Source organism: Streptomyces sp. WAC 04229 (assembly GCF_003947455.1).
Classification (GTDB): domain Bacteria; phylum Actinomycetota; class Actinomycetes; order Streptomycetales; family Streptomycetaceae; genus Streptomyces.
On sequence record NZ_QHJH01000001.1, the window covers coordinates 59,293 to 84,146 of the forward strand.

Annotated in this window: 20 protein-coding genes and 1 pseudogene; 7 read left to right on the forward strand and 14 right to left on the reverse strand. The window is 72.8% G+C overall.

Features of this window, described 5'->3' with window-relative positions; translation table 11 throughout:
* Positions 1 to 18: 18 nt before the first annotated feature.
* Positions 19 to 1,827, reverse strand: coding sequence for an NAD(P)/FAD-dependent oxidoreductase (locus DMH12_RS00275; protein WP_125489456.1), 1,809 nt, complete (start codon positions 1,825 to 1,827; stop codon positions 19 to 21).
* Positions 1,828 to 1,998: 171 nt separating this feature from the next.
* Here DMH12_RS00275 and DMH12_RS00280 point away from each other — a divergent pair, with 171 nt between their 5' ends.
* Positions 1,999 to 3,027, forward strand: coding sequence for an SMP-30/gluconolactonase/LRE family protein (locus DMH12_RS00280; RefSeq protein ID WP_125489457.1), 1,029 nt, complete (start codon positions 1,999 to 2,001; stop codon positions 3,025 to 3,027).
* Positions 3,028 to 3,039: 12 nt separating this feature from the next.
* Here DMH12_RS00280 and DMH12_RS00285 read toward each other — a convergent pair whose 3' ends face one another.
* Both DMH12_RS00285 and DMH12_RS00290 read right to left on the reverse strand, forming a co-directional pair.
* Complete coding sequence (locus DMH12_RS00285; RefSeq protein WP_125489458.1) at positions 3,040 to 3,633, reverse strand: TetR/AcrR family transcriptional regulator; 594 nt, start codon at positions 3,631 to 3,633, stop codon at positions 3,040 to 3,042.
* A gap of 78 nt (positions 3,634 to 3,711) precedes the next feature.
* Positions 3,712 to 4,446 carry a D-Ala-D-Ala carboxypeptidase family metallohydrolase gene (locus DMH12_RS00290; RefSeq protein WP_125489459.1) on the reverse strand — a complete coding sequence of 245 codons (735 nt, stop codon included), beginning with the start codon at positions 4,444 to 4,446 and terminating at the stop codon, positions 3,712 to 3,714.
* Between the two features lie 178 nt (positions 4,447 to 4,624).
* Here DMH12_RS00290 and DMH12_RS00295 point away from each other — a divergent pair, with 178 nt between their 5' ends.
* Positions 4,625 to 5,182 carry a glycoside hydrolase family 25 protein gene (locus tag DMH12_RS00295; protein WP_122617579.1) on the forward strand — a complete coding sequence of 186 codons (558 nt, stop codon included), beginning with the start codon at positions 4,625 to 4,627 and terminating at the stop codon, positions 5,180 to 5,182.
* A 4-nt stretch (positions 5,183 to 5,186) separates the two neighbouring features.
* Here DMH12_RS00295 and DMH12_RS00300 read toward each other — a convergent pair.
* The 7 genes and pseudogenes from DMH12_RS00300 to DMH12_RS00330 form a co-directional block, all read right to left on the reverse strand.
* A pseudogene (locus DMH12_RS00300) lies at positions 5,187 to 5,858 on the reverse strand (NADPH-dependent F420 reductase); the annotation flags it as partial.
* Positions 5,859 to 6,046: 188 nt separating this feature from the next.
* Positions 6,047 to 6,262, reverse strand: a complete 216-nt coding sequence (locus tag DMH12_RS00305; RefSeq protein ID WP_064729931.1) for an EF-hand domain-containing protein — start codon at positions 6,260 to 6,262, stop codon at positions 6,047 to 6,049.
* Positions 6,263 to 6,354: 92 nt separating this feature from the next.
* Positions 6,355 to 6,966: an ADP-ribosyltransferase gene (locus DMH12_RS00310; RefSeq protein ID WP_125489461.1), complete on the reverse strand. Its 612-nt coding sequence runs from the start codon at positions 6,964 to 6,966 to the stop codon at positions 6,355 to 6,357.
* 98 nt (positions 6,967 to 7,064) lie between these two features.
* Complete coding sequence (locus DMH12_RS00315; protein WP_163015966.1) at positions 7,065 to 7,568, reverse strand: ATP-binding protein; 504 nt, start codon at positions 7,566 to 7,568, stop codon at positions 7,065 to 7,067.
* Positions 7,569 to 7,830: 262 nt separating this feature from the next.
* Entirely contained in the window at positions 7,831 to 8,598 is a 768-nt protein-coding gene (locus tag DMH12_RS00320) for an enoyl-CoA hydratase/isomerase family protein (protein ID WP_125489463.1), read from the reverse strand.
* A 105-nt stretch (positions 8,599 to 8,703) separates the two neighbouring features.
* On the reverse strand, positions 8,704 to 9,912 hold the full coding sequence (locus DMH12_RS00325; RefSeq protein WP_125489464.1) for an Ig-like domain-containing protein: 1,209 nt from the start codon (positions 9,910 to 9,912) through the stop codon (positions 8,704 to 8,706).
* 149 nt (positions 9,913 to 10,061) lie between these two features.
* The gene (locus DMH12_RS00330) at positions 10,062 to 11,288 is read right to left on the reverse strand and encodes an Ig-like domain-containing protein (RefSeq protein ID WP_125489465.1); all 1,227 of its coding nucleotides are present in this window, start codon (positions 11,286 to 11,288) and stop codon (positions 10,062 to 10,064) included.
* 155 nt (positions 11,289 to 11,443) lie between these two features.
* Here DMH12_RS00330 and glgX point away from each other — a divergent pair, with 155 nt between their 5' ends.
* Positions 11,444 to 13,711 (forward strand): glycogen debranching protein GlgX, encoded by a 2,268-nt coding sequence (gene glgX / locus DMH12_RS00335; protein ID WP_125489466.1) that lies wholly within the window; start codon positions 11,444 to 11,446, stop codon positions 13,709 to 13,711.
* A gap of 27 nt (positions 13,712 to 13,738) precedes the next feature.
* Here the strand turns inward: glgX and DMH12_RS00340 are convergent, their stop codons facing one another.
* Genes DMH12_RS00340 through DMH12_RS00355 form a run of 4 tightly spaced genes read right to left on the reverse strand, consistent with a single transcriptional unit; the run spans position 13,739 to position 17,346 of the window.
* Entirely contained in the window at positions 13,739 to 14,428 is a 690-nt protein-coding gene (locus DMH12_RS00340; RefSeq protein ID WP_125489467.1) for a response regulator transcription factor, read from the reverse strand.
* On the reverse strand, positions 14,418 to 15,671 hold the full coding sequence (locus DMH12_RS00345; protein ID WP_185832068.1) for a sensor histidine kinase: 1,254 nt from the start codon (positions 15,669 to 15,671) through the stop codon (positions 14,418 to 14,420). Before DMH12_RS00345 ends, DMH12_RS00340 begins: the two co-directional genes overlap by 11 nt.
* Positions 15,672 to 15,697: 26 nt before the next feature.
* Positions 15,698 to 16,447 (reverse strand): ABC transporter permease, encoded by a 750-nt coding sequence (locus DMH12_RS00350; RefSeq protein WP_125489469.1) that lies wholly within the window; start codon positions 16,445 to 16,447, stop codon positions 15,698 to 15,700.
* Complete coding sequence (locus DMH12_RS00355; RefSeq protein ID WP_185832069.1) at positions 16,444 to 17,346, reverse strand: ABC transporter ATP-binding protein; 903 nt, start codon at positions 17,344 to 17,346, stop codon at positions 16,444 to 16,446. Before DMH12_RS00355 ends, DMH12_RS00350 begins: the two co-directional genes overlap by 4 nt.
* Positions 17,347 to 17,517: 171 nt before the next feature.
* Between DMH12_RS00355 and DMH12_RS00360 the strand changes: the two genes are divergently transcribed.
* Genes DMH12_RS00360 through DMH12_RS00375 form a run of 4 tightly spaced genes read left to right on the forward strand, consistent with a single transcriptional unit; the run spans position 17,518 to position 24,827 of the window.
* Positions 17,518 to 19,383: an ABC transporter ATP-binding protein gene (locus DMH12_RS00360; protein ID WP_125489470.1), complete on the forward strand. Its 1,866-nt coding sequence runs from the start codon at positions 17,518 to 17,520 to the stop codon at positions 19,381 to 19,383.
* Positions 19,380 to 21,251, forward strand: a complete 1,872-nt coding sequence (locus DMH12_RS00365) for an ABC transporter ATP-binding protein (protein WP_125489471.1) — start codon at positions 19,380 to 19,382, stop codon at positions 21,249 to 21,251. Before DMH12_RS00360 ends, DMH12_RS00365 begins: the two co-directional genes overlap by 4 nt.
* A 37-nt stretch (positions 21,252 to 21,288) precedes the next feature.
* Positions 21,289 to 23,061, forward strand: coding sequence for an ABC transporter ATP-binding protein (locus DMH12_RS00370; protein WP_125489472.1), 1,773 nt, complete (start codon positions 21,289 to 21,291; stop codon positions 23,059 to 23,061).
* Positions 23,058 to 24,827, forward strand: coding sequence for an ABC transporter ATP-binding protein (locus DMH12_RS00375; RefSeq protein ID WP_125489473.1), 1,770 nt, complete (start codon positions 23,058 to 23,060; stop codon positions 24,825 to 24,827). The genes DMH12_RS00370 and DMH12_RS00375 overlap by 4 nt, the downstream gene beginning before the upstream one ends.
* The last annotated feature ends 27 nt before the right edge of the window (positions 24,828 to 24,854 follow it).

Below are 24,854 nucleotides of genomic sequence, written 5' to 3' on the forward strand. Positions count from 1 at the left end.
CCTGGCCGCAACGGACGCTCAGGTCCGCGCCCGCCCGCCGGGCGTGAGGACCTCGTCCACCGACGTCTCGCGCCACGCCTTCAAGAGCTCGTGGAAGGCGAACGCGCCGTGCGGGTAGGCGTTCGGGCCGTTGGGCCGGCCGCGCCCCTCGCCGTTGTAGTAGCCGGGGGTGCACTCGGCGTGGAACCACTCGTGGTCCGGGGCGTGCTCGGCCAGCACCGCGAGCCAGGCGTCCTCGGCCTCGCGGGACGGCTCGATCACCGCACCCCGGTCCTCGGCGGCGGCCACCAACGCCGCCGCGTGCACGGCGTGTTCGTCGAGCACGTGGGTGAAGTTGACGCTGGCTGCACCCTGGACGCCCCCCAGTTGGATCAGGTTCGGGAAGCCGTTGCTCGTGAACCCGTGCAGCGTGCGCGGCCCCCGCTCCCGCCAGGCGTCCCGCAGCGCGACCCCGCCCCTGCCGTACACGGGCAGTCGGCCGGAGTGCACGCCGGAGTTCCCGACGGAGAATCCGGTCGCGAAGATCAGGCAGTCGAGGGCGTACTCGGTGTCGCCGACCACCACACCCCGTGCGGTCATCCGCTCGATGCCCTGCGTGTCGGCGGTGTCGACCAGGGTGACGTTGTCCCGGTTGAAGGCCTGGAGGTACAGGTCGGAGAAGGTGGGCCGCTTGCAGGCGTACCGGTACCAGGGCTTGAGCAGCTCGGCCGTGTCCGGGTCGGCGACGACCTGCTCGACCCGGGCCCGGATCTCGTTCATCTTCGCGGCGTCCGCGGCCTCGTAGGCCGCCTCGAAGGCCACCGGGTCCCCGTGCCGCCGGAAACTCGGCAGGAGCTTCTCCAGGAGGCCGGCCGACGAGGTCCACCGGTCCGCCACGAGGTCGTCGTCGACGTCCTCGCCGGAGACGATGCCCAGGAAGTTGTCCCGGCGTTCCCGCGCCCAGCCGTCCCGGTCGGCGCCGACGTCCCGAGCGGTGGTGCGCCGGTTGCCGCGGACGTCCACCGTGGACGGCGTGCGCTGGAAGACGTAGAGGTGTCCGGCGTCCTCGGCCAGCTTGGGGACGACCTGGACACCGGTGGCGCCGGTGCCCACGACCCCCACCCGCTTGCCCGCGAGACGGGTCAGACCGCCCTGCGGGGTCCCTCCCGTGTACGCGTAGTCCCAGCGCGACGTGTGGAAGGTGTGGCCCTCGAACTCCTCGATCCCGGGGATGCCGGGCAACTTGAGCTCGGTCAGGGTGCCGGTGGCCGTGACGACGTACGTCGCGCGGAACTCGTCGCCCCGGTCGGTCGCGACGGTCCACGCATCACAGGTGTCGTCCCAGGTCAGGGACGTCACCGCCGTGGAGAACAACGCGTCGGCGCGGAGGTCGAACTTCTCGGCCGTCCGCACCGCGTGCCGGCGGATCTCCTCGCCGGGCGCGTACTTCCACTCCGGCACGTACCCGGTCTCGTCCAGCATCGGCAGGTACACGTGCGACTCGACGTCGCAGTGGATGCCCGGGTACCGGTTCCAGTACCAGGTGCCTCCGAAGTCGCCGCCCTTCTCGACGACCCGGATGCGGCCGACGCCCTGCTGACGCAGCCGCGCGCCCGCGAGGATGCCGCCGAAGCCGCCGCCGACGACCACGACGTCCACGGTGTCCCGCAGCGGCTCCCGCCCGGTCGCCGCGTCCGCGTAGGGGTCCTCGGCGTAGTAGCCGAAACGGGCCTCAGCGGCGAGGTACTGCCGGGCGCCGTCGGGCCTTACCCGATGTTCCCGTTCGAGGCGGTAGCGCCGCCTCAGCGCGGCCAGCGCGTCGGGGGACAGCGCGTCGGTGTTCGTCATGTGGGGGGCCTCGATCCTTCCGGTTCACTGCCAGACGCCCGCTCCGTCCGTGAAGTGTGCGCAGGAGCAACGGACTTGAGCAGGCATGCACTACCGTAGCAAGTACCGGACAGTGTTGTCCGGTTGCGATCGAGACAGCTTCCGCATCCCCCGGACAGGAAGAGTGACCCCATGCGACGACGCCCGATCCGATCCCTGACCGCGCTCGCCGCGGCCGGCCTGCTGGCCCTCACCGGGTGCGGCACCGCCACCGGCAGGGGCCCGGCCGCGGACACGCCGGCCGCGACCGGCGAGGGCAGGACCGTCCGCGCGGAGAAGGTCGTGCGGCTGACGCAGGCCCACGAGGAGACCGGCATGACCCTGCTGGAGGGACCCACCTTCGACGAGAACGGCGACCTGCTCGTCGTCGACGTCACCGCCCCCGCCGGCGAGCCCAAGGTGCTGCGCGTCGACGTCCACCGCAAGACGTCGCACGCCGTCCACACCGACGACCGCGGCACCTACACGTCAGCGCAGTTCAGCCCGTACGACGGACGGACCTACCTGACGGACTTCTCCCACGGCGACATCGTCAGCCTGGCCCCGGACGGCGGCGACCCGCGCACCTTCTTCTCCGGCGAGGTCGACGGCGCCCCGATGAACCCCGACGACCTCGCCTTCGACCGGGAGGGAAACCTGTACGTCAGCGACTCCCGCGGCATGTCCGAGGGGGAGGCGAAGGGCCGCGTGGTGCGCATCGACCGGACCGGGAAGAACGCCACCGTGCTGGCGGCCGGGCTGGCGGCGCCGAACGGGATCTCGTTCGACGCGCGGTACCGCGGACTGTGGTTCAGCGAGCTGACGGAGAACCGGATCTCCTACCTTCTCCTGGACGACGGGGGCCGTGTCGCCTCGCGGCACACCGCCATCCGGGTCGACGCCGGCGTCGCCCAGACCGACTCGATCGCCGTGGACGCGGACGGCAACCTCTACCAGGCCCTGCACGGCCGCCCCGCGATGGCCGTGTACAGCCCGCACGGTGAACGTCTGGCGACCGTCGAGGTCCCCGCCCGCGCCGCCGCCGGCCTCCAGTCCGCGACCAATGTGGCGATCACACCCGGAGGGACCAAGGCCTACCTCACCGTCAGCGGTCCCGCCGGCGGCTACCTGTACGCCTTCGAGGCACTGGGGCGGGGCGTACGGCAGTCCAACGGCGGCTGAACGCGCCGCCGGTCACCCCTCGTAGGGCCGCACCGCACCCACCTCGACACCGAGCAGCCGCCAGGCCGCCAGCGCCCGGCGCTCCCTGTGCTCACGGGTGGGGCCGGTGACGGCACCGGAGACCATCGCGACGGCGACCATGAGGTCCTCCCGCTCGCCGCCCAGCCGATGTCCGGCCGGCAGGTGTGCACGCAGGGCCCGCTCGACCCGCGCGGACAGGGCGGAGGCGTACTCCGGGACCGCGGACACCTCACCCGCCCTGTCCGCGTGCAGCAAGCTGATGAAGGCCGCCGACTGCGTCTGGTGCCACGTCAGGACACCCAGGACTCCGACGATGTCCGCTCCCGGCTCCGCCGCGGCCTGCTCGATCTGCCGCACGTTCTCGTCCAGGACCGCCGTCGCCACGGCGGCCCGGTCGGGGAAGTGCCGGTACAGCACCCCTTGGCCGACGCCGGCCCGACGCGCGATCGCGGACAGCGGGGCGTTCAGTCCGGAGTCGGCGTAGATCTCCCGAGCGGCGGCGATCAGCGCGGCCCGGTTGCGGGCGGCGGCCTTGCGCCCGTCGTTCGCGGGCCGTCGTTCGTCGCGCGTGCGTTGCTGCGTCACCCCGAGAGGGTATCGGGCGGGTGCCGGGGCCGACCGTGACCGCACGCCGTGCCTGCTGACGGGCCCGGCCCCGGCCCGTCAGATGCCGCAGCTCGGCGCCGACCAGTACGGCGAGGGGTCGAAGGCCACGTGGGTGTGGTCGTTGTGGCCGGGGTAGCCCGGGCCGAGGATCTCCGAGAAGCCGTGGGTCCTGGACTGCTGCGCCAGGCGGCAGAAGCTGGGGGATCCGGTGAGGTCGGCCGCGTCGCCGTAGAGGTGCCGGCTGGTGGCCGCGCCGCCGACGGCGTTGTTGCAGGCGCGGGAGCGGAAGCCGCTGGAGATGGTGATCGGCACGTCCCCGAGGGCGTGCCGCATCGCCTCCAGCTTCCACATCGTCTTCAGCGCGTTCGCCTTGGCGGTGGCCGCGGAGACCGCGCCGCCGGACCAGTCGGAGTTGCACTTGTTGAGTTCCGCGTAACTGAAGTGCACCGGGGTGCAGTCCGCGTCCTGGAGCGAGTAGATCTTGTTGAAGGTGGCCGGCCCGGCGACGCCGTCCGCGGCCAGTCCGTAGGCGGACTGGAACTTCTTCACGGCGGCGGTGGTGCGGGCGCCGTACTGGCCGTCGTAGGAGAGCCGCTCCCCCGAGGTGACCCAGCCCGCGACCCTGATCTGGAGCTGGGTCACGTCACCGCCGGAGGATCCCTGGGAGAGGGTGCGGTTCCAGGTGTAGCAGGAGTCCGCCTGGGCGGCGGTGGCGGTGGCTCCCACACCCACCGCCGCTCCAGCCATGAGCATGACAAATGAGAGCAGCAGGCGTGACGCGCGTCTGAACATCCCGGCCTCCCGACCGTCGAGCCGAACATGGACCGGACCAGCGTGCGGTACGGGGCTACGCGCGTCAACAGCGCCCAGGGCAAGCGAAGTCGACGTTTCCTCTTCGGGGTGGGGATCACCCGTGCGATGGTGGGGAACAATCAACTCCCGTTCCCCCACAGCCCCTCAGGGAGGTCCCATGCTGCGCGGCATCGATGTCAGCGCGTACCAGTCGTCCAGTTACGGCACGGACGGCCTCTCCTTCGTCTTCGTCAAGGCGACGGAGGGCCGCACATACGTCAACCCGAAGCTCGCGGCGCAGACGGAGCGCGGCCGCGACGCCGGACTCGTCGTCGGCTTCTACCACTTCCTGTGGCCGGGCAACCTCGACGCCCAGGCCTCGTACTTCGTCTCCAAGGCCCCCGACCGCAAGGGCGACATCCTCGCCGTCGACTGGGAGACGACGGGCGAGGGCACCCATGCGAGCAACGCGGAGAAGGACAGCTTCATCCGGAAGGTGCGGGCACTGCGGCCGGACAATCGGGTCATTTTGTATTGCAATAGGAACTTCTGGCTCAACGTCGACACGACCTCGTACGCCGGAGACGGCCTCTGGATCGCCGACTACGTGACGGCGGGCAAGCCGCGCATCCAGGCGGACTGGCGCTTCCACCAGTACACGGACGACCCGGTCGACACCAACGTCGCGGACTTCGCGAGCAAGACGGCGCTCAAGGAGTGGGCCCAGAGCGCCTGAGAGGTCAGCCCCGGAAGTCCGCCGGGCGCTCCGGGGACGCCTCGGCCAGCGCCTTGGTGACGCCGTCGACACCCTCGCGCAGGCCGTACACCGGGGTGCCGGGCTGCTGGCGCCAGGAGTCGTCGATGCCTCCGGCGTCCACGGTGTCGAAGCCGAGCTGGTCGATCAGGGTGCGGACCTTCGACTTGGCCGCCCCGTCGTCACCGGAGACCGGCAGTGCGAGGCGGTCGGGGGCGCCGGCCGGGCGGGGGCGGTCGAGGATGTCCTGGGCGTAGGTGCCGTTGAACGCCTTGATCACCGGATGCCCCAGGTGGCTCTCGGTCCAGCGGCTCTCGGTGAGCCCCTCGTCCTCGATGCCGGCGATTCTGCCGTCCCGCTGCGGGTAGTAGTTGCCGGTGTCGATGACCGCCACGCCGTCGGCCGCCCCGTCGAACAGGCCCGACGGCAGGTCAGGGACCGCCTTCAGCGGAACCGTGACGACCACCACCTCGGCGCCGCGCGCGGCCTCCGTGGCCAGGACCGGCGTGGCACCGGTCTCCTCGGCCAGTGCGGCGAGTGTCTCGGGTCCCCGCGAATTGGCCACGGAGACGTCGTGCCCGAGGGCGGTCAGCCGCCGGGTGAGGTTGCCGCCGATGTTGCCCGCACCGATGATGCCGATCTTCATGATGCCGAGTCGCCTGGCCCTTCGGGGATCGTGTTCCGGGTCGACGGCGCGCGGACCGCACCGACGAGCCGGTCAACCCCGGCCCCGGGCGGCCTATTCCGGTGCCGGCCCGGCTTCACTCCACCGCAGCAACCGCGGGTACGCGTCGGGGGCGCCCCGGCCCGGCCGGAAGGCGCCCCCGACGTGCGGGTGTCGCGGGTTCAGGACTTGTTCAGGGGGGCCCAGAACTCCTCGAACGACATCAGCTTGTCGCCGTCGAGGTCGCGGTTGGCGATGATCGCCTCGGCCACCGACTCGGTGACGTTCCAGTCGCCGCCCTGGGCGAGCGCCTTCTTGAACTCGGCGGCGGTGATGTAGCCGTCACCGTCCGTGTCGATGCGGTCGAACTGCCTGCGTGCTTCCTCGATGTCCGCCACCGGTCCGCCCCTCATTCCTGCTCGGCTGTGCTGCTCTGCTCGCCCCGTGGACGAATCTGTCGCGGGTCAGAATATCTGCCCGCGCCGGGGCGTCAGTGCCAGGGCCGGTAGTGCGGGTTGCTCTCGCAGTCGCTCATGATCTCGGTCTTGGTCTGCCGGTCCACCGGACACACCCCGATGATGTACTGCCGCTGGATGCCGCCGGGGAAGGCGACCTCGACCTGGTCGGCCCACTTGTGCTTGTCGCCGATGGTCTTGTTGACGTCGATGCCGCCGGGGGCGTCGATGTAGTAGTTGTAGCCGGACTTGTACCAGGTCTTGTACAGGTCGTGGTCGTAGCTCGTCGAGACGTACGGCGAGGGCTGGTTGACCAGGACGTACTTCTCGACGTCGTACTGGCCGTTGTACACGTCCTTGGCGTGGAAGCCCTCCTCGAAGACGACCTGCGGGCCCCGGCTGTCGCTGCGGTAGAGGGTGCCGCAGGTGGTGCGCCAGACCGGCTTGGGGGTGATGCGGTCGACGTCGACGCCGCGGTCGGCGGCGGCCTTGGTCTTGTCGTCGAACTGGGGGCAGGCCGGTGCGGCCTTGGCGGGCGCCGTCGCGGTGGCGGCCGAGCCGGGGACGGTGGCGGCCGAGGTGGCGAAGACGGCGGCGAGCGACAGGACGGCGGCGGCGGCCCTGCGGCGCAGACGAGTGGTGATCATGAGGTCCACGATCCCGTTACCGGAGCAGCGCGTTCCGCATTCTCACCCGTAGGTGGCGTGTCCGGCGAACGGGGTTGCTAACGGCGGCAGATGACCACTCACCGGTCCACGACCCGCATCTCGAACCACGTGGTCTTGCCGCGCGGCAGCAGGTCGACGCCCCAGCGGTCGGACAGCTTGTCCACGAGGAAGAGGCCCCGCCCGCTGATGTCCGTCTCCTGCACCGGCATCAGACAGGGCAGCCCCCGGGAGGGGTCGCGGACCTCGACGCGGATCCAGCCGGGGCGTCGGCGCATGTGGAGGCCGAACACCCGTGCGCCGGTGTGCCGGACGGCGTTGCCGACCAGCTCCGAGACGAGCAGGACGGTGTCCTCGGTGACCTTGGGGCCGAGCTGCCACTGACGCAGCGCCACCACCTGGGCGAGCCGGCGGGCGGTGGCGGCGGACTCGGGGCGGGACGGTAACGGAACCTCGTGCTCCGTGGGGTTGCCGAACAGCTCCAGCGCCTGGTGCGCGCGTTCGTCCTCCACCGCCGGCGACCAGCGCGCCGCGGTCGCACGTCCGGCTCCCCGCGGCTGTTCCGTACCCTCCAGCCCCGCCATGCCCCCATCATGGCCGCCCCCGGGGGCCTCCGGGGCCGTTCCCGGGGAATACACCCCCGCGCGGGCGTGGCCCGACGGAGGCCGATCGGCATATGCCGGAGGCAGCTCGACAGCGGGAAAGGCCGCACTGACCTGGGCGGACGACTCGGCCGGAGACAAGCGGCGGCCTCCCTCGACACGACACGCTTAATGGTGCGTTAAGGCTGCCATAAACCGCCCCATCGAGGGACCCGGATCAGACATCGCGTCAATTGCAAGCCTGTCAGCCGAACTTCGCCTTCCCGGGACCCTCCTCCACGAAGCTGCGCATGCCTCGTTCGCGGTCCTCGGTGGCGAACAGACCGGCGAACCAGTTGCGTTCGACGGCGAGGCCGGTCTCGATGTCCGTCTCCAGGCCCGTGTCGACGGCCTCCTTCGCCGCGCGCAGCGCGATGGCCGGCCCCTTGGCCAGCCGCGCGGCCCAGGCGTGCGCCTGCGCGTAGACCTCACCGGCCGGGACCACGCGGTCGACCAGGCCGAGCGTCAGCGCCTCGTCGGCCTTCACCTGCCGGCCGGTGAAGATGAGGTCCTTGGCCCGGGAGGGGCCGACCAGCCGGGAGAGCCGCTGGGTGCCGCCGGCGCCCGGGATCAGGCCGAGCAGGATCTCGGGCTGGCCCAGCTTGGCGTTCTCCCCGGCGATGCGGAAGTCGGCGCAGAGCGCGAGTTCGCAGCCGCCGCCCAGCGCGTAGCCGGTCACGGCCGCGACCACCGGCTTGGGGATGCGGGCCACCGCGGTGAAGGAGTCCTGCAGGGCACGGGCGCGCGCGATCATCGCCGCGTGGTCCATCGCCTGCATCTCCTTGATGTCCGCGCCCGCCGCGAACACCTTCTCGCCGCCGTAGATCACCACGGCGCGCACGTCGTCGCGGCGGGTGGCCTCCTCGGCGAGTTCCTTGAGCCGGTCCTGCGTGGCGACGTCCAGGGCGTTCATGGGCGGGCGGTCCAGGCGCAGCGTGCCGACGCCTTCGGCGACTTCCAGATTCACGGTCATGCTCCGCAGGTTAGCGGGCGTTCACGCGCCGTGGGGGCGCGGGTGTTTGTCGGCTTACGGCCCGTGGTGGGCTGCTCGCGCAGTTCCCCGCGCCCCTTACGGGGCTTACGCCTTCCACTTCTCCCAGGACATGTTCCAGCCGTTGAGGCCGTTGTCCGGGGCGATGGTCGCGTCCTCTGAGTTCTTCACCACGACCACGTCGCCGATCATCGAGTTCTCGAAGAACCACGCGGCCGGCGCCTTCTCGTCCCAGCCGCCGCGCACGTCGCGCAGCCCGATGCAGCCGTGGCTGGCGTTGCGGTTGCCGAAGGCGTCGCCGCCCCAGTAGTTGCCGTGGATGAAGGTGCCGGAGGTGGACAGGCGCATGGCGTGCGGGACGTCCTTGATGTCGTACTCGCCGCCGTAGCCGACCGTCTCGCCGTTCATCCGGGTCACCGCGAGCCGCTCGGTGATGACCATCTGGCCGTTCCAGGTCTCGTAGCCGGGCGAGCCGGTGGTGACCGGGACGGTTCTGATCGTCTTGCCGTCCCGGACGACCTTCATGGTGTGCTTCTTGGCGTCGACGACGGAGACCTGGCTGCGGCCGACGGTGAAGGAGACGGTCTTGGCCTGCTCGCCGTAGACGTCCTCGCGGCCCTCGACGCCGTCGAGGTTGAGGTCGACGGTGACCTTGGTGCCGGGCTTCCAGTACTTCTCGGGCCGGAAGTCGAGGCGGTCGTTGCCGAACCAGTGGCCCGCGACCTCCACGGCCGGCTCGGTCTTGATGCGGATGGCCTTCTCGACCTCCTCGGGGTTGGTGATGCCCCGGGTGAAGCGGATCGAGAACGGCATGCCGACGCCGACCTTCGAACCGTCCTCCGGCGTGAAGGTGCCGATGAAGGTGTTCTCGGGCGTCAGCGTGGTGAAGCGGGAGTCCTCGGCCGCCGAACGCCCCTCGGCGTCCTTGGCGACCGCGTGCACGGTGTACGTGGTGGAGGCGGCCAGGTGGGTGGACGGCGTCCAGGTGGCGCCGTCCCCGGATATCTTCCCGTCGACCTTCGCGCCGTCGGCGTCCTTGACCACGACCTCGGTGAGCTTGCCCTCGGCGGCCGCGACCTTGAGCGCGCCGCTGGTGTCGACGGCCTTGGCCCCGTTCTTCGGCGCGATGGTGACGACGGCCTCGGACTGCTTGCTCTGTGCCGCGGTGGAGCCCCCGTCCTTGGCGTTCTCGCCGTTCCCGGCACCGCCCCCCGAGCCCGATCCGCCCCCGCCGCACGCGGTGACCGCCAGCATCAGCACGGCGAGCACCGCCCCCGATATCGGACGCACGTTCAACTTGTCTCCCCTCGCCGGGCCCGGTCCGGCCCGCACCCCTGTGCGCCCGCGCGCACCGGCGCATCGTAACCGCAGGCCAGGGGGACAGGGGACTGGTGAAATGTCACCGTTCCGTACCGAGTTGACGCAGGGGCGACGGGGTGACGGGATCACTTCACGGCGCTGCCGGCCTTCCACTTCTTCCAGCCCATGTTCCACCCGCCGAGTCCGTTGTCCGGGGCGACCGTCTTGTCCTTGCTGTTGACCACCTCGACGACGTCGCCGACGAGGCTGCGGTCGAAGAACCAGCCCCCGGGGGTGTCGGAGCCGCCGCCCTTGTCGTCGCGGAGCCCGATGCAGCCGTGGCTGACGTTGGCCCGGCCGAACGTGTCCTCGGGCGCCCAGTAGTTGCCGTGCAGGAAGGTGCCGGAACTGGTCAGGCGGATGGCGTGCGGGACGTCCGGGATGTCGTACTCGCCGCCGAAGCCGACCGTGCGGCTGTTCATGCGGGTGACGTCGAGCATCTCGGTGATCACCATCCTGCCGTTGTACGTGGGGGTGGAGGGCGCCCCCGCGGTGATCGGCACGGTGGCCAGCAGCGAGCCGTCGCGGCGCACCTCCATGGTCCGGCCGGACGCGTCGACCCGCGAGACCTGGCTGCGGCCGACGGTGAAGGAGACCTTCTTGTGCTGGAGCCCGTAGGTGCCGGGCGCGCCCTCGACGTCGCGGAGGTCGAGGTCGACGGTGACCTCGGTGCCGGGCTTCCAGTACTCCTCGGGGCGGAAGTCGAGGCGTTCCTTGCCGAACCAGTGGGGCCGGACCTCGACGGCGGGCTTCGCGGTCACCGAGACGGCCCGTTCGACGGCGGCCCGGTCTTTGATCTCCCGGTTGAACTCCAGCGAGACGATCATTCCGGTGCCGACGACCGAGCGGTTCTCGGGCGCGACGTACGCGATGAAGCGCTCTTCGGGGACGTAGGTGGTGAAGGTGGTGTGCCGGGCCGAGCGGTGCCCGCCGCCGTCCAGGGCGACGGCGTCGACCGTGTACTTCGCGGCGAGGGCGAGCCGGTCGTCGTGGGGGCGCCAGCTGAGGCCGTCGTCGGAGATCCGGCCGGGCACCGGTGTCTCCTGCGCGTCCTGCGACCTGACGACCTTCACCGACTCCAGCCGTCCGTCGGGCACCCGCACCGACAGCTTCTTCTCCGGCCGGACGGCCTTGCTCCCGTCGTCCGGGGTGACGCGGATGACGTCCTCGGCGGCGGGTGGCTTGCCGAACACGCCGCCGATGCCGCCGCCGTCCGAGGTGCATCCGGCGGCCCCGGCCAGCAGTCCTGCCCATGTCAGTACGGCGGCCAGAGCGGCCCCCGCGCGCCGTGCGCGCCCATGTACGTGCCTCACATCCACCCGTAACGACCGGCCCGCCCCGGGGAAACGTGAGTGCGAGCCAACCGGTGGGCAGAACTGTGGGGAGGACGACGCGACGGGGAGCAGCGGCCGGGACGCCGCACGCCCTCTTGCCGGACGTCGTTCCATGAGCCGTGGGAGGCTGACAGGTGTCCAGCGCAGCCGAGCAGGAGGCGGTGGCCGGGAATCGGGCCGCCGACGACGCGCGCCCCTCCGTCGTGGTCAACGGCGCCCGGCGCGCCGCACCGCCGCCCACCGTGCCGGCCTGGCCGGGCACCCCGGTGCCGCTGGGCGCACGCTTCCGGACCGGCCCCGGCCAGGTGGCGGGGACGAACTTCGCGCTGTGGGCGGGCGGGGCGGAAGCGGTGGAGCTGTGCCTGTTCGACGGGCCGGGGCCCGGGAGCGGGGAGCGCCGGGTGCGGCTGACCGAGCTGACCCACGAGATCTGGCACGGTTTCGTGCCGGGCGTCCTGCCGGGGCAGCGTTACGGCTTTCGGGTGCACGGCCGCTGGGATCCGTGGACCGGTGCCCGCTGGAATCCGGCGAAGCTGCTGCTCGACCCGTACGCGCGCGCCGTGGACGGCGACTTCGGGCTGCCGCCGCAGGTGTACGGGCACGTTCGGGACTGGCCGGAGCAGCGGGTGGCGGACACCGTGCGCGACGAGCGGGACTCGGCGCCGTACGTCCCGAAGGGTGTGGTGGTCGACGACGGCGGTCCCGACGACGAGTGGACGTACGACCGGCGGCCGAAGACGCCGTGGGCGGACTCGGTCATCTACGAGCTGCACGTGCGCGGCTTCACCAAGCTGCACCCGGGCATCCCCGAGGAGCTGCGCGGCACGTACGCGGGCCTCGCGCACCCGGCGGCGATCGAGCATCTGACGCGGCTGGGCGTGACGGCGGTGGAGCTGCTGCCGGTGCACCAGTTCGCGCACGAGAGCCATCTGCTGGACCGCGGGCTGAAGAACTACTGGGGCTACAACTCGATCGGCTACTTCGCCCCGCACGCCGCCTACGCCGCCTCCGGCACCACCGGTGAGCAGGTCGGCGAGTTCCGGCGGATGGTTCGGGCGCTGCACGCCGCGGGCATCGAGGTGATCCTCGACGTGGTCTACAACCACACGGCGGAGGCCGGCGAGCTGGGCCCGACGCTCTCCCTGAAGGGCATCGACAACCGCGGCTACTACCGCCTCCAGGCCGACGCCCGCCGGTACGCCGACTACACGGGCTGCGGCAACACGCTGCACGTCGTCCAGCCGCACGTCCTGCGCCTGATCACCGACTCGCTGCGGTACTGGGTGACGGAGATGGGCGTGGACGGCTTCCGCTTCGACCTGGCGGCGGCGCTGGCCCGCTCGATGCACGACGTCGACATGCTCTCCCCGTTCCTCGCGGTGATCGCGCAGGACCCGGTGCTGCGCCGGGTGAAGCTGATCGCCGAGCCGTGGGACGTCGGCTCGGGCGGCTACCAGGTGGGCGCCTTCCCGCCGCTGTGGACGGAGTGGAACGACCGCTACCGCAACGCGGTGCGGGACTTCTGGCGGCACGCGCTGCCGGACGTGCGGGAGATGGGCTACCGCCTGTCGGGCTCCAGCGACCTGTACGCGTGGGGCGGGCGCAGGCCGTACGCGTCGGTCAACTTCGTCACCGCGCACGACGGCTTCACGCTGCGGGACCTGGTGAGCTACGAGCGCAAGCACAACGAGGCGAACGGCGAGGGCAACCGGGACGGCACGGACGACAACCGGTCCTGGAACTGCGGTACGGAGGGGGAGACGCAGGACGCGGAGGTACGGGCGCTGCGGCGGCGCCAGCTGCGCAACCTGCTGACCACGCTGCTGCTGTCGACCGGGGTGCCGATGCTGGTCGCGGGCGACGAGATGGGCCGCACCCAGCGCGGCGGCAACAACGCCTACTGCCAGGACAACGAGATCAGCTGGGTGGACTGGAGCCTGCTGGAGGACCCGGAGTGGCGCCCCCTGTTCGAGCTGGCCTCCCGCCTGATCGCCCTGCGCCACCGGCACCCCGTGCTGCGCCGCCGGGCCTTCTTCTCCGGCCGCGCGCACTCCGCGGACGGCCTGCGCGACCTGGCCTGGTTCACCGCCCGGGGCACGGAGATGACGGAACGGGACTGGTACGCCCCCGCCGCCACGCTCGGGATGTACCTGTCCGGGCGGGACATCCCGGGGCGGGACGAGCGCGGCGACCCCATCGTCGACGACAGCTTCCTGGCCGTCCTGCACGCGGGCGAGGAGCCGGCCGGCTTCGTCCTGCCGGGCGCCCCGTGGGCGGAGCGGTACGAGGTGGTCGTCGACACCGGCCGGGAGGAGCAGGGCGAGGCGCCTGACGCCGCGTATCCGGCGGGGGCGGAGATCACGGTGCCGGGGCGGACGGTGCTGCTGCTGCGGGCGGGGTGAGCGCGGGACGGGGCGAGTGGCGGCCGGTCAGCCGAGGATGCGCCGTTCGTAGGCCGTCGCGACGGCCGCGGCCCGGTCGCTCACGCCGAGTTTGCCGTACAGGTGGGTGAGGTGGGTCTTGACGGTCGCCTCGCTGATGAACAGCTCCCGGGCGATCTCCTTGTTGGAGGTGCCGCGCGCGACCAGGACCAGGACCTCGCGTTCGCGGGCGGAGAGGGGCTCGCCGCCGGGGGCCTTCGGGGTGCGGACGGCGGAGACCAGCCGGGAGGCGACCGCCGGGGAGAGGACCGTGCGTCCCTCGGCCGCCGCCCGGACCGCGGTGAACAGCTCGTCGCGGGGCGCGTCCTTGAGGAGGTAGCCGGTCGCACCGGCCTCGATCGCGGGCAGGGTGTCGGAGTCGGTGTCGTACGTGGTGAGTACGAGCACCCGGGCCCGGGCACCGCGCCGGGTCAGCTCCCGGATGGCGTCCACGCCCGAACCGCCCGGCATCCGCAGGTCCATGAGGATCACGTCGGGGTCGAGCACGGCGGCCCGGGCCAGCGCCTCGACACCACTCGCCGCCTCGCCCAGGACGCGGAAGCCCGACGCGGACTCGAACATGCCGCGCAGGCCGTCGCGGACCACGGGGTGGTCGTCGACGACGAGGAGGGTGATCACGGCGCCTTCGGTGGTCACGTCTCCGGTCGTCACGTCGCGGGGCGGGGCGTCATCGGTCATGGCGTACCAACGGTACGCGAGCGGAGACGGCCGTGCCGTGCTCCGGTTCCGCCTCCACCGTGAGCGAACCGGCAATGCGCTCGGCGCGGGCCCGCATGCCGTCGAGGCCGAAGCCGCCGCCGGGGGTGCGCTCACACGGGGTCAGCGGGTCGAAGCCCCGGCCGTCGTCGCGGATGTCGAGGGTGACCTCGTCGCCCATGTAGGAGAGGGTGACGCCCACCCGGTCGGCGGCGGCGTGCCGGGCGGTGTTGGACAGGGCCTCCTGGGCGATGCGCAGGAGCGTCGCGGCGACCTCGTCGTGGAGGTGCTCGGCGGTGCCGGTGACGGTGAAGGCGGCCCGGACGCCGGTGCGTTCGCCCCACTCCGTCACCGTCTTCTTCAACGCGACCGGCAGCCCCGCGTCGGCCAGCGCGACCGGCGACAGGTTGTGCACGGAGCTACGGGCCTCGCCGAGGCTGTGCCGGGCCAGGGCGAGGGCCCGGTCCAGGTGCTCGCGGCCGAGGTCCCGGTCCGGGGCGGCCGCCACGACCTGGAGTTGGGCGATGATGCCGGTCAGGCCCTGGGCGAGGGTGTCGTGGATCTCGGCGGCCAGCCGTCTGCGCTCGTCGGCGACGCCGGCCTCCCGGGCCTGGACGAGGAGCTGGGCGTGAAGGGCGGCGTTCTCGTCGAGGGCCTGCTGGAGCGCGGTGTTGGTGCGCTCCAGTTCCGCGATGGTCCGGACCCGGGCGCGGCTGCGGGCCTCCTCCCTCTCGGCCAGGCGGGCGAACACCACGAGGAGTACGACGTTGACCGCGAGGATCGCGCCGAACAGCATCCACCCCGTGGTGTCGTCCGGCGGCATCCCGCCCGACTGCGAGCCCGCGATCGTCACCGCCGTCAGGAAGAGCCCCGCCCTGAGCAGCCGGGGCGGCAGGAGCCGGTCCCCTCCGAAGTAGCCGGCGTAGGCGTAGAAGCCGAAGAGCGGGTTGAGCCAGACCAGGACGAAGGCCACGGCGCAGCGCGTGAAGTAGAGGCACCCGCTCGCCAGGTCCGGCCCGGGGCGGCTGCGGGCCGTTCTCGTCCACCACAGCTGCGTGCCGACCGCGACCGCGATCAGGGCGGCCGCCAGGTACCACTCGGGCGCGGTCATGCCGACCAGGTCGGAGGCGGCCGCGGCGACGGCCGTGCCGACGGCGAGCAGGCCGTACGGCCCCCACTGGTGGAACGCGGTCCACTGGCGCTCGACGGTGCCCGCTTCGGTCATCGGGCCAGTGTCGGCCATCGGCATGTTCATTCCCAGCGGAACCAGCGCGAGGCCGCCGCCGTGAGCAGCACCGTCCAGGCCACCAGCACCGCCAGGTGCGACCAGCCGGGCCAGTCTCCGGCGGCGGCCTCGTTGAGGGCCTGCGCGGCGGCGCCGAAGGGGGTCCAGCCGACGACGCGGGCCAGCAGGTCCGGCATGGCCTGCACCGGCAGCCACACACCCGCGCAGAACATCGCCGGGAAGAGCGCGGCCGACCCGAGCGCACCGGCGATCTTCGTGGTGCGGGAGAGCGCCGAGAGCACGGCGCCCAGGGAGAGCGCGGCCGACACGGCGAGGAGCAGCGCCAGGAGGTAGCCGAGGGGCTGCTCGGGCAGGCCCACGTCGAAGACGAGTCGTCCGACCGCGAGCGCGAGCAGCGCCGAGACCAGGGCGGCCGCGCCGCACACCACCATCTGCGCGGACAGCAGCGCCGCCGGACGGACCGGGGTGGCGGACATCCGGCGCAGGATGCCGCGCTCGCGGTAGCCGGTGAGGACCTGCGGCATGCCCTGGAGACCGCCGACGGTCAGACCGAGCAGCACGGCCACCGGCACGTAGGCGTCGACCGGGCGCAGCCCGCCGAAGGAGGCGTCGGCCTCGCGGAAGGACGGGATGGAACCGAGGATCACCAGCAGCAGCGTCGGGAACACCAGCATCCAGAACAGGGCGCCGGGTTCACGTCGGAACAGGCGCAGCTCGGTCCTCAGTACGGCGGTGTCGAAGACGTCGGTGGTCATGCGGTGGCCTCCGTGAGGTCCAGGAAGGCGTCGTCCAGCGTGGTGTCGGTGACCCGGAGCTGGTGGGCGGTGACGCGGGTGCGGGCGAGCAGGGTGACGACGGCGTTGACGGTTTCGTCGGTGCCGGACAGGGTGACGCGGCCGTCCCTGAATTCGACGGAGGCGAGTTCGGGCAGGGCCCGCAGGTCCGCCTCGTCCAGCGGCGCGGACGGGGTGAAGCTGATGACGGTGGCGCCCGCCGAGCGCCGGATCAGTCCGGCCGGGGTGTCCAGCGCGACGACACGGCCCCGGTCGATCACCGCGATCCGGTCGCACAGGCGCTGGGCCTCCTCCATGAAGTGGGTCACCAGCAGGACGGTGACGCCGCCCGCGCGGATGTCCTCGATCAGCCGCCAGGTCTCCCGGCGGGCACGCGGGTCGAGGCCGGTGGTCAGCTCGTCCAGGACGACGACGCGGGGGTCGCCGACCAGCGCGAGCGCGATGAACAGGCGCTGCTTCTGGCCACCGGAGAGCTTGGCGAAGCGGGTGTTCAGCATCGGGCCGAGGTCGAGCCGCTCGGCGAGCGGACGCCAGTCGGCAGGCTTCGGGTAGAAGGCGGCGTACAGCTCCAGGGCCTCGCGGACGGTGAGCTTGGGCTGGATCTCGCTCTGCTGGAGCTGGGCGCCGAGGAGCTCGGCCACCCGCCGGTGGTCGGCGACGGGGTCGAGGCCGGTGACCCGGACCCGGCCCGCGTCGGGGACGCGCAGTCCCTCGACGCACTCCACGGTGGTGGTCTTGCCGGCGCCGTTGGGGCCGAGGACGCCGAAGATCTCGCCCTCCTCGACGGCGAAGGAGACACCGTCGACGACGGGGCGGCCGCCGTAGGACTTGCGCAGGTCGGTGACTTCGATGACGGGCATGGCACCAGCGTCCCGGCGGGCCGGGGCCCGGCACATCGGCCGACGCGCTCGAAGGCGCATCAGCCGATCGGTTGATGCGCCGGTACGACCCCGGCGAGGCTTCCGTACGACCCCGGGCGGGCGCGAAAACCCGGTGGGCAGTGCCAGTGGCAAACCGTAGGCTCGCTGCTGATGTCCACGAAACCTTCCCCCGCCACGGATCTCGCCCCGGACGCCGCCCCGGACGCCACCGGGCCGCGTTCCACCGTTCGTGCCCTGCTGCGGCTGTGGCCCTACGTGCGGCCGGTGCGCGCGCGGTTGGGGACCGCCGCGGTGATAGCTGTCCTCGCCTCCTGCGTGGGGCTGGTGATCCCGCTCGTCCTGAAGTGGATGGTGGACGGGCCGGTCGCCGACCGCGATCCGGCGGGGGTGTGGCTCGGGGCGCTGTACCTGCTGCTCCTCGGGCTGGCGGAGGCGCTGCTGTTCGGGTTCCGGCGGTGGCTGGTGGCCCGGCCGCTGGCGGGGGTCGAGGCGGGGATGCGCGCGGACCTGTACCGGCACCTGCAACGCCTGCCGGTGGCCTTCCACGATCGCTGGGCCTCGGGGCAGTTGCTCTCGCGCGGGACGACCGACCTGATGCTGCTCCGCATGTTCCTCGCCTTCCCGTTGACGTTCCTGCTGGTCAACGGCGTGACGATTCTGGTCGGCGTGGGCATCATGCTGGTCCAGGACTGGACGCTCGGACTGGTCGTCCTGGGGCCCGCCATCCCGGTGATGATCACCTGCGGGATCTTCGAGAAGAAGTACTCGGCGGTGGCGCGGCGCGCGCAGGACCAGGTCGGGGATCTGACGACCGTGGTCGAGGAGAGCGTGCTCGGCATCCGGATCATCAAGGGGTTCGGCCGGCACCGCAGCCAGGCCCGCGCCTTCCACGAGCTGTCCCACACGCTGCGGGGCACGGAGCTGCGCAAGGCACGGCTGCTGGCGTCCATCTGGGCCGTCATCGTCGTCCTGCCGGAGGTCGCGATCGGGGCGGCGCTGGTGGTCGGGTCGGTGCAGGTGGCGGACGGGTCGCTGTCGGCGGGGACGCTGGTGGCCTTCCTGTCCACCGCGCTGGCCCTGCGGTGGCCGGTGGAGTCCATCGGCTTCCTGCTGGCGATGAGCCAGGAGGCGGCGACGGCCACGGACCGGTACTTCGAGGTGATGGACGCCGAGGCCGAGACGCGGGGCGACGCCGCCCCCACCGCGGCACGACCGCCCGCGGCCGAGCGGGCCGACGGCCTGCGGTTCGAGAACGTCCGGTTCCGGTACCCCGACGCGGCTCCCGGCTCCCCGCCCCTCCTGACGGACGTCGACCTGCACATCCGCCCCGGTGAGTCCATGGCCCTGGTCGGCGCCACCGGCAGCGGAAAGACGACGCTGACCGCGCTCGTGCCGCGCCTGCACGAGGTGACCGGCGGACGGATCACGCTGGACGGCGAGGACATCACCGCGCTGTCCCGCGAGGAGCTGCGCTCGATGGTCGCCGTGGCCTTCGAGGAGCCCACCCTCTTCTCGGCCACCGTCGGCGAGAACGTGCTGATGGGCGCGGGCGACGGCGCCGGCGACGAGGAGCTGGGCCGGGCGCTGTCGGTCGCGCAGGCCGACTTCGCGCACGCGCTCCCCCAGGGCACCGGCACCCAGGTCGGCGAGCAGGGCCTCAGCCTCTCCGGCGGCCAGCGCCAGCGCCTCGCGCTCGCCCGGGCCGTGGTCGGCAGACCGAGGTTCCTCGTCCTGGACGACCCGCTGTCGGCGCTCGACGTGCACACCGAGGCCGCCGTGGAGGCCGCCCTGCGCGACGTCCTCGCGGACACCACCGCCCTGATCGTGGCCCACCGCCCCTCCACCGTCATGCTCGCCGACCGCGTCGCCCTGCTCTCCGGTGGCCGTATCGCGGCCGTCGGCACCCATCACGAACTGCTGCGCGGCAACGCCGAGTACGCCCACCTGATGTCCGGGCTCGACGGGCACGAGGTGCCCGACGCTCCCGGGGGACTCCAGAAGGAGGACGCCCGATGACCGCGCCCACGGCCACCGCGCCGAACCGGGAACAGCCGGACGGCGTGGACCCGGCCGGGAGGGGCGCAGGAGCGGACGCCGACCTGTTCGACCAGGACGTCCTGCCCAGCCCGCCCGGCGCGACCGGCAGCCTGCTGCGCTCCCTGCTGGCGCCCCTGAAGGCCCGCGTCGCCCTGACCACCGTCCTGCTGCTGCTCCAGCAGGCGGCGGTGCAGGCGGGCCCGCTGCTGGTGGCGTACGCCATCGACCGCGCTGTGCCGGCGCTGCGGGACGACGACCACGGACCGCTGGTCGCGGTCGGCGCCGGCTTCCTGCTGTGCTCGCTGGCGGCGGGCGGCCTCCAGTACGCGTTCATCGCGGCGGCCGCCCGGGTCAGCCAGGACGTCCTCCTCGACCTGCGCGGGCGGATCTTCCGGCACGCGCAGGCGCTGAGCGTCGACTTCCACGAGCGCTACACCTCGGGCCGGCTCATCTCCCGCTCCACCACGGACGTGGAGTCCCTGCGCGAACTGCTCGACGAGGGGCTCCAGGAGCTGGTGACGGTCATCCTCTCCTTCGTCTACATCGCGGCCCTGCTGCTCTGGCTTGACCTCGGTCTGGGCGCGGTCGCGGTGGCCTCGTTCGTCCCGCTGTACGCGCTGGTGCGGCTGTACCAGCGGCGCGCCGAGCGGGTGTACCGGCACCGGTCCACGGCGATCGCCGCGGTGATCGTGAAGTTCGTCGAGACGATGAACGGCATCCGTCCGGTGCGCGCCTTCCGCCGGGAGGCCGCCAACGACGCCGACTTCGCGGTCCTGAACCGGCGCCACGAGCGGACCAACGGCGACGCCCTCCTGGAGATGGCCCGTTACGTCGTCGGGTCCCGGCTGGTCGCCAACACGGCGGTCGCGGGCATCGTGCTGTGGGGCGCCTACCGGGTCGCGGGCGGCACGCTGGCGCTCGGTGTGCTGGCGGCGTCGGTGCTGTACCTGCGGCGGCTGTACGACCCGATCGACCGGCTCGGCATGTTCCTCAACTCGTACCAGTCGGCGGCCGCCTCCCTGGAGAAGATCGCCGGGCTGCTGGCCCAGACGCCCTCGGTGCCCGAACCGGCCGCGCCGAAGGAGCTGCCCCCGGCGGTCTCCGAACACCCCGGCCGCGAGGTGGTCTTCGACGCGGTGAGCTTCGGCTACCGCACCGGCGGCGAGGTGCTGCCCCGATTCGCCCTGACGCTCCCGGCCGGGCAGACGGTCGCCGTCGTGGGGTCGACCGGCGCGGGCAAGTCGACGCTGGCCAAGCTGCTCGCCCGGTTCTACGACCCCACCGACGGGCGGGTCCTGCTCGACGGCGTCGACCTGCGCGACCTGGCGGTGCCCGAGCTGCGGCGCGGGGTGGTGATGGTGACGCAGGAGGCGTTCCTGTTCTCCGGCACGGTCGCCGACAACATCGCGATCGGCCGGCCGGAGGCGACGCGGGAGGAGATCGAGCGGGCCGCGAAGGCGATCGGCGCCCACGACTTCATCGCCGCGCTGCCGGACGGCTACGACACCGACGTCCGCAAGCGCGGTGGCCGCATCTCCGCCGGTCAGCGGCAACTGGTGGCGTTCGCACGGGCGTTGCTCGCGGATCCGGCGGTGCTGATCCTGGACGAGGCGACCAGTTCGCTGGACGTGCCCGGCGAGCGTGCGGTGCAGCGGGCGATGACGACGGTGCTGAAGGACCGTACGGCGGTGGTGATCGCGCACCGGCTGTCGACCGTGGAGATCGCGGACCGGGTGCTGGTCATGGAGCACGGCCGGATCGTGGAGGACGGCCCGCCGGACGCACTGATCTCCGGCACGGGCCGGTTCGCGGATCTGCACCGGGCCTGGCGGGACAGCCTCGCGTGAGGACGGGCGGGCCCACGGGCCGCGGGGGGAGTCATCGGTGATCGACGCCTACGAGGATCCCGGCACGCCGGACCGCCGGGGCGGCTGGCGGTACCTGGCCTGGCTGGTCGCGCGGCAGTGGCCGCGCTGTCTGGCGGGTGCGGTGCTCGCCAGTACCTGGATGGTGCTGCTGGCGGCGACGCCGTACCTGATGGCGCGGGCCGTCGACCACGGCCTGGAACCCGGTGACATGGGCGCGCTGGCGGGCTGGACGGGCGCGCTGGCCGGGGTCGGCGCGGTCAACGCCTGCCTGGGCATGCTGCGGCACCGCACGATGACGCTGGTGCGGATGGACGCCAACTTCCGCACGGTCAAGGTGGTCGTGGGACACGCCACGCGGCTCGGCGCCGCGCTGCGCGGACAGGTGGGAACCGGCGAGGTCGTCACCATCGGCGTGGGCGACGTGCAGACCATCAGCACCTCGCTGACGGCCGTGGGGCCGGGCATCGGGGCGGTCGTCGCGTACGCGGCGGTCGGCGGTCTGATGCTGTCGGTGTCGACGCGGCTCGCCCTGGTGGTGCTGATCGGGGTGCCGGTGCTCGGGGTGCTGCTGGGCCCGCTGATGGGGCGCCTCCAGGGCCGGGAGACCGAGTACCGGGAAGGGCAGGCCGTGCTGACCGCGCGGATCGGCGACCTCGCGGGCGGGCTGCGGGTGCTGAACGGGCTGGGCGGCAAGGGCCTGATCGCGGACGCGTTCCGCCGGGACTCGGAGCGGCTGCGCGAGCGCGGCTACCGGGTCGGGGCGGTGACCAGCTGGATCCAGGCCCTCGGGGTGGGGCTGCCGGTGCTGTTCCTGGCGCTGGTCACCTGGCTCGGCGCGCGGCTGGCCGCGCAGGGCCGGATCAGCGTGGGTGAACTGGTGTCGGTGTACGGCTATGTGGTCGCGCTGGGCTGGCCGGTGTCGTTCCTCATCGAGATGGGCCACCAGCTCAGCCGTGGTGTGGTGGCCGCCCGCCGGGTGGTCGCCTTCCTGCGCCTGGAGCCCGAGCCGGACACCGGCACCCGGAACGCCCCCGCCGAGCCCTCGGCGCTGTACGACCCGGCCTCCGGCGTACGCGTCCTCCCGGGCCGGCTGACCGCCCTGGCCGGCTCCCGCCCCTCCGACGCCGCCGGGGTCATCGACCGCCTGGGCCGCTACACCCCGTCCGACGCGACGTGGGGCGGCGTCCCGCTGTCCGACATCCCCCTCCCCCGGATCCGCGACCGCATCCTGGTCGCCGAAGCGGAGGCCGACCTGTTCGCGGGCGTCCTGCGCGACGTAATAGGCGATCAGGACCCGCCCCTCAGGGGCGCGGGGAACTGCGCGACAAGCCACGACGCACCCGCAGACGCCCGACAGCAGCACCCGGCAGACGATTCGGCGCGCCTCGAAGCCATCCACGCAGCCGCCGCCGAGGACATCATCCGCTCCCTCCCCGACGGACTCGATTCACAGGTCGCGGCCCAGGCCAGCGACCTGTCCGGCGGCCAGAGACAACGCGTCCGCCTGGCCCGCGCCCTCCTCACCGCACCGGAGGTGCTCCTCGCCGTGGAACCGACCTCCGCCCTGGACGCCCACACCGAGGCAACGGTCGCGGCCCGCCTCCGGGACGCCCGCGAGGGCCGCACGACCGTGGTCGCGACCACCTCCCCCCTCGTACTGGACCGCGCCGACACGGTCGTGTACCTGGTCGACGGCAAGGCCGCCGCCACCGGTGCCCACCGCGAACTCCTCACCACGGAACCGGGATACCGCGCGCTGGTCGCGCGGGACGAAGAGGTGGTCGGATGACCTCCGCGGGACAACTCCCCGTCGCCGACCGCGCCGACGTCCGGCGCGCCGCGGCCCGGCTGCTCGGCGAGGACCGCCGCGCTCTCGCCGTCGTCCTCGGCCTCAACGCCCTGGCCGCCGCGGCCGGACTGGCCGGCCCGTGGCTGCTGGGCCGGATCGTCGACGAGGTGCGCGCCGGCGGCGGGGTCGGCGCCGTGGACCGGATGGCCCTCGCCATTCTGGTCTGCTCGCTGGCACAGCTGCTGCTGGCCCGCTGGGCCCGCTACGTGGGCCACCGCTTCGGGGAACGGACGCTCGCCCGGGTGCGGGAGCGGTACGTGGACCGGGCGCTCGCCCTGCCCGCGTCGGTGGTGGAGCGGGCCGGCACCGGCGACCTGACGACCCGCGGCACCGCCGACGTGACCACCGTCGGCACCACGCTGCGGGACGCCGGACCCGACCTGCTCGTCAACTCGGTGCAGGCGCTGTTCCTCATGGGCGCGGTGTTCGTGCTCGACCCGCTGCTCGGCGCGGTCGGGGTGCTGGGGCTGACGCCGGCCTGGGTCGCGCTGCGCTGGTACCTGCGCCGGGCGCGGGCCGGGTACCTGGCCGAGGGCGCGGCCACGTCGGAGGTGGCGGAGAGCCTCGCCGCCACGGTGGCGGGGGCCCGCACCGTCGAGGCGTTCCACCTGGCCGCCCGGCGCATGTCGACCAACCGGGAGGCGCTGGAGGTCTCGCGCCGCACCCGGATGCGGACGCTGTTCCTGCGCTGCGTGTTCTTCCCGGCGGTGGACGTCTCCTACGTCCTGCCGGTGGCGGGCGTCCTGCTGTGCGGCGGGTTCCTGCACGCGCGCGGGTCGGTGAGCCTCGGGGCGGTGGTGGCGTGCGCCGTGTACCTCCAGCAGCTGGCCGGGCCGCTCGACGAGGTGCTGATGCGGACCGAGCAACTCCAGGCGGGCGCGGCCTCCTTCGCCCGGGTAGAGGGGCTGGCCCGGGCCCCGCGGGCGGAGGCGGACGAGTCGGCGGTCCCGGCGGACGACCGCATCGACGTCCGCGGGGCGCGGTACGCCTACGAGCGGGGCGGCGAGGTGCTGCGCGGTGTGGACCTGACCGTGCGGCCGGGCGAGCGGCTGGCGGTCGTCGGTCCGTCGGGCGCCGGCAAGACCACGCTGAGCCGGCTCCTCGCGGGCGTCGACGCGCCGACCGCCGGCTCGGTGACGGTGGGCGGGGTGCCCGTGGTCGCCCTCGGTCCGGAACGGCTGCGCCGCCAGGTCGTGCTGGTCACCCAGGAGCACCACGTGTTCCTGGGCACGGTCCGGGACAATCTCCTGATCGCCGAACCGGAGGCCGGTGACGGTGCGTTGTGGGCGGCGCTCGCCGCGGTGGGTGCCGAGACCTGGGTGCGGGGGCTGCCCGGGGGCCTGGACACCGAGCTGGGTGCGAAGGGGCACCGGACGGACGGCTCGCAGGCCCAGCAGCTCGCCCTGGCCCGGGTGGTGCTGGCCGACCCGCACACGCTGATCCTGGACGAGGCCACCGCCCTGCTGGACCCGACGACGGCCCGGCACACCGAGCAGGCGCTCGCCGCGGTGCTGAAGGGCCGTACGGTCATCGCCATCGCGCACCGGCTGCACACCGCGCACGACGCGGACCGGGTGGCCGTCATGGAGGGCGGCCTGCTGACCGAACTGGGCACGCACGACGAACTGGTGACGGCCGGCGGGGCCTATGCGGCGCTGTGGGGTTCCTGGCACGGGGAGCCGTCCGAGCGGGCGGCTACTGACTGAGCGGGCAGTCAGTAGCGGGGCCCCGGG